Origin of the sequence: Amycolatopsis sp. NPDC049253 (genome assembly GCF_040678995.1) — a bacterium.
Classification (GTDB): Bacteria; Actinomycetota; Actinomycetes; order Mycobacteriales; family Pseudonocardiaceae; genus Amycolatopsis.
The window spans coordinates 1-4,725 of sequence record NZ_JBFAQX010000068.1 but is presented as its reverse complement, the minus strand read 5'-3'; the positions used below and the strand labels follow the sequence as shown (position 1 = coordinate 4,725).

General features: G+C 70.4%; 4 protein-coding genes. 2 read left to right on the top strand and 2 right to left on the bottom strand.

Annotated elements, in window-relative coordinates; genetic code table 11:
- Positions 1–843 precede the first annotated feature (843 nt).
- Entirely contained in the window at positions 844–1,374 is a 531-nt protein-coding gene (locus AB0K15_RS47855; protein ID WP_364067873.1) for a hypothetical protein, read from the bottom strand.
- Between the two features lie 254 nt (positions 1,375–1,628).
- The gene (locus AB0K15_RS47850) at positions 1,629–2,330 is read right to left on the bottom strand and encodes an IclR family transcriptional regulator (protein ID WP_364067871.1); all 702 of its coding nucleotides are present in this window, start codon (positions 2,328–2,330) and stop codon (positions 1,629–1,631) included.
- A 143-nt stretch (positions 2,331–2,473) separates the two neighbouring features.
- On the opposite strand from AB0K15_RS47850, the gene leuC reads away from it, so the two are divergent.
- Complete coding sequence (gene leuC / locus AB0K15_RS47845) at positions 2,474–3,901, top strand: 3-isopropylmalate dehydratase large subunit (protein ID WP_364067869.1); 1,428 nt, start codon at positions 2,474–2,476, stop codon at positions 3,899–3,901.
- A 26-nt stretch (positions 3,902–3,927) separates the two neighbouring features.
- Positions 3,928–4,530 carry a 3-isopropylmalate dehydratase small subunit gene (gene leuD / locus AB0K15_RS47840; protein WP_364067867.1) on the top strand — a complete coding sequence of 201 codons (603 nt, stop codon included), beginning with the start codon at positions 3,928–3,930 and terminating at the stop codon, positions 4,528–4,530.
- Positions 4,531–4,725 lie beyond the last annotated feature (195 nt).

The following is a 4,725-nucleotide window of genomic DNA, read 5'->3' as shown; positions in this document are numbered from 1 at the left end:
ACTCTTCAATAGTATTACCCATAACGCGGAGAAGTCCAAACGGGACCCTCGGTTTTTCCGTTGGCGTGTCTGCGGTCCGCCCTTTCGAAGAGCTCGGGAACAGTCGGAATATCCGCCACTTTATTCGCTCTTGTGTTCGATTGTTCGCGCAGAGTGGGGCTCTACCAGCGGTTTTGACCCCGCAAACACTGCCACCCCGTGCTTCTCCAGTGGCGGAAGGCGATCTTGCCCCGGGCCTGGGAGTGTCCTTTGCGGACTGACGAACGACGGCCCGACGATCGTCGGAAATCCGGTGCCCGACGGCCCGGCGAAGGCGGGCAGCGCACCCCTGGGGAGGGTCGGAACCCCTGCCGCGGCGGGGTTCGGCGGCCCCGCGGCGGCGACGGGCGTTGGGCGGCAAAGGAGTCGGCGGGCGGCCCGGAGCCGGCCGCGAAACCCGACAAAGCAGAACCCCCAAGAGCGGCAACAGGTGCGCGGGCACGGGTCCGGTCGCGTGACGACTCGGCCAAGAGTGTGACCGGCGAGGGCCCGGACCGGCGTTCCGTGTGACGCAAGGGCAGGCGCCACTCGGCCGAGCGGGTGGCGCCGCGGTGAACGACGGTTCGGCCACCCGAAGCCGTGCCAGGGATGGGTACCGGGCCCGCGCACGATCCCCCGAGTGACCGAAGCACCCGACTCACCCAGTGAGGCAACGGCCGCTCGGCACGGAACACGAGACCCCGGACAGGGTCCGCCAGCACAGAAAAAAGCGCCCCGGCCACAAGCGCGGAACAGCCCGCGCCGGCCGGAGCGCCGTCAGGGATCAGCAGGTCAGGAGCAAGATGATATGTCTACTCAGGACCGTCAGGCGGGCGCCGTGGTCCGGGCGAGCGCAAAGTACCGCTCGTCGCTGTAAGGCCCGGGCGTGCCGGTGGCCGGGTCCCAGATCGTCCGCGACAGCTGGAAGAGATCCCCCAAGTACACGTGCAGCGCCACGGACCGGTCGGCGGTCCGGTTGGCCACCGAATGGATCACGCGCTCGTCCATCGGCAGCACGGACCCCGCCGCCGTGTCGATCTCCCCCACGCCGGTGAGGCCCGAGCCGTCCGCGCGGTAGAAGGTGTTGGTCTCCCGGCCCTCGAGCACGGCGATGCACGCCGGGATGAGGTGGTCGTGCGGCGGGTACTCCGTGCGCGGCCCGATCTCGACCCGAAGCAACGTCAGCGTCGGTTCGGCGTGGAGCACGTGCTCGTCGACGCCGGCGCCGGGCAGCCAGCCGAGGACCTCGGCGGCGGACGCGGCGACCTCCCGCTGCAGCCGCAGCAGCGCGGCTACCGGGTCCGAGGCGCCGCCGGCGCGTCGGGCGGCGAGGATCAGGTCGGTGAGTTCGGTCATGGGGGCTCCGTCCACCTGGGAGGGTCGCGGCCGGTCGGGCCGCGAAGTGGGGACAGGGTGCCATCGGCGGGTGTCGTGCGCTCGTGAAGGCGGCGGCCGGATTCTCAGCCGGCTCAGATGATCGGCACAGGTTCGGGCGCCGAACAGCCGTTTGGTGAACGGCCGTTCGGCGCCCAGCCGACAAAGAAGGCCGCCTCCCCCGGAGGAGAGGCGGCCTAAGATGGAGAGTGGTGGGAGTCAGCGGGGGCGGAGCGTCAAAGCCGTTCCTGGAGCGCGTCCGCCGCGGCGAGCAGATCGGCGGCCCAGCGCGCGCCCGGTTTGCGCCCGATGCGTTCGATGGGCCCGGAAACCGACACCGCCGCGACGACCGTGCCCGACGAATCCCGCACGGGCGCCGAGACGCTCGCCACGCCGGGTTCGCGTTCGGCGACGCTCTGCGCCCAGCCGCGGCGGCGCACTTCCAGCAAAGTGCGTTCGCCGTACACGGCTTCGGCGAGAATGGTGCGCTGCGTGTGCGGATCCGACCACGCGGCGAGGACCTTCGCGCCCGAGCCTGCCGTCATCGGCAGGCGTGAGCCGACCGGCACGGTGTCGCGCAGGCCACTCGGCGGCTCGGCCGTCGAGACGCACACGCGCTGCACGCCGTCCCTCCGGTACAGCTGCACGCTTTCGCCCGTGATGTCGCGCAGCTTCGGCAGCACCGAGCTCGCCGCGTCGAGCAACGGGTCGGTCGAGCCGCCCGCCAGCTCGGCGAGCGCGGTGCCCGGGCGCCAGCGGCCGTCCGGTCCCCGGCGCAGCAACCGATGCACCTCGAGACCGACGGCGAGACGGTGCGCCGTCGCCCTCGGTAGTCCCGTGCGTGTGCAGAGTTCCGCCAGCCCACAGGGGTCTTCGGCGACGGCCTGCAGCACCGCCACGGCTTTGTCCAGTACTCCGATACCGCTATGCTGTCCCACGACGCGATACTAACTTCCCGAAGTTTGGGAAGTCCAGAATCTGGGAAAAACGAACTCGAGCTGCGCACGTGACGTGGCTCGCCCCGCCTTCGGACGTCGCCCGAGTTCCTTGCTCCCGGCCAACCCCTTGGAAGGAGCCGGAGATGACCAGCCCGACCGGCAAGGCTCGCACGCTGGCGGAGAAGGTGTGGGACAGCCACCTCGTGCGCCGAGGCGAAGGTGCCGAACCGGACCTGCTCTACATCGACCTCCACCTGGTGCACGAAGTCACGAGCCCGCAGGCGTTCGACGGCCTCCGGCTGGCCGGGCGGCCCGTGCGCCGCCCCGACCTCACCATCGCGACCGAGGACCACAACGTCCCCACCGTCGACATCGACCTCCCGATCGCGGACCCGGTGTCGCGCACCCAGGTCGACACCCTTCGCCGCAACTGCAAGGAGTTCGGTATCCGGCTGCACCCGATGGGTGACGCCGAGCAGGGCATCGTGCACGTCATCGGCCCGCAGCTGGGGCTCACGCAGCCCGGCACGACCGTGGTGTGCGGCGACAGTCACACCTCCACCCACGGTGCGTTCGGCGCGATGGCCTTCGGCATCGGCACTTCGGAGGTCGAGCACGTGCTCGCCACCCAGACGCTGCCGCTGCGCAAGTTCAAGACGATGGCGATCACCGTCGACGGCGAGCTGAAGCCGGGCGTGACGGCGAAGGACATCATCCTCGCCGTCATCGCCAAGATCGGCACCGGCGGCGGGCAGGGTTACGTCCTCGAGTACCGCGGCAAGGCCATCGAGGCGCTGTCGATGGAAGCGCGCATGACGGTGTGCAACATGTCGATCGAGGCGGGCGCCCGCGCCGGCATGATCGCGCCGGACGAGACGACGTTCGAGTACCTGAAGGGCCGTCCGCACGCGCCGCAGGGCGCCGACTGGGACGCCGCCGTGGCCGCGTGGCGCGAGCTGCGCACCGACGAGGGGGCCGAGTTCGACGCCGAGGTGCACCTCGACGCCGACGAGCTCACCCCGTTCGTGACCTGGGGCACCAACCCGGGCCAGGGCCTGCCGCTGGGCGCCTCGGTGCCCGACCCGGCCCAGATCGTCGACGAGAACGAGCGCGCCTCGGCCGAGAAGGCCCTGTCCTATATGGACCTGACCCCGGGCACGCCGCTGCGCGAGATCGCGGTGGACACCGTCTTCCTCGGTTCGTGCACCAACGGCCGCATCGAGGACCTGCGTGCGGCCGCCGAGGTGCTGCGCGGGCGCAAGGTCGCCGAGTCCGTGCGGATGCTCGTGGTCCCCGGCTCCATGCGCGTGCGCCAGGCGGCCATCGAGGAGGGCCTGGACAAGGTCTTCACCGAGGCCGGCGCCGAGTGGCGGCAGGCGGGCTGCTCGATGTGCCTGGGCATGAACCCGGACCAGCTCGCCCCCGGCGAGCGCAGCGCGTCGACCTCCAACCGCAACTTCGAGGGCCGGCAGGGCAAGGGCGGGCGCACGCACCTGGTGTCGCCGCTCGTGGCCGCCGCCACGGCCGTGCGGGGGACGCTCTCGTCCCCGGCCGACCTGGCCACCGTCTGACCTTTCCCGAGACAGGAGCTCCCACCATGGAACCGTTCACCCAGCACACCGGCATCGGGGTGCCGCTGCGCAGGTCCAACGTGGACACTGACCAGATCATCCCCGCCGTCTACCTCAAGCGCGTGACCCGCTCCGGCTTCGAGGACGGCCTGTTCGCCGCATGGCGCACCCAGGACGACTTCATCCTCAACCAGGAGCCGTTCGACCGAGGCAGCGTCCTCGTCGCCGGCCCCGACTTCGGCACCGGCTCGTCCCGCGAGCACGCCGTCTGGGCGCTCATGGACTACGGCTTCCGCGCCGTGATCGCCTCCCGCTTCGCCGACATCTTCCGCGGCAACTCCGGCAAGGGCGGCCTGGTCGCCGCCCAGTGCGAACAGTCGGACGTCGAACTGCTGTGGAAGCTGCTCGAGAACGAGCCCGGCACGGAGGTCACGGTCGACCTCGAGACCAAGACCGTGCGGGCCAAGGACTTCACCGCGCCGTTCCAGATCGACGACTACGTGCGCTGGCGGCTGCTCGAAGGGCTCGACGACATCGGCCTCACCCTGCGCCACGCCGAAGAGATCACCGAGTTCGAATCGGACCGCCCCTCCTGGAAGCCGGTGACCACGCCGATCACGGCCTCCTAGCCCCCGTCGGGGGCACGGATTCCCTGCTCGGAAAGGGAATCCGTGCCCCCGCGGCAGGCCTCTTCACCCACGCCGAACGGCACCTCCCCCGGCCCCGGAAGGGTCCCTCGGGAGGCGGAACCACTCCCCGAGCAAGGGAAAATTCCGCGTGCCGTTTGGAATTTGTGCTGCGTTGGTAATACCGTGTGCGCTAAG

Coding starts and splice junctions, on each gene's coding strand:
- AB0K15_RS47855 (WP_364067873.1), bottom strand. CDS start 1,374: ATGACCGAACTCACCGACCTGATCCTCGCCGCCCGACGCGCCGGCGGC.
- leuC (WP_364067869.1), top strand. CDS start 2,474: ATGACCAGCCCGACCGGCAAGGCTCGCACGCTGGCGGAGAAGGTGTGG.
- leuD (WP_364067867.1), top strand. CDS start 3,928: ATGGAACCGTTCACCCAGCACACCGGCATCGGGGTGCCGCTGCGCAGG.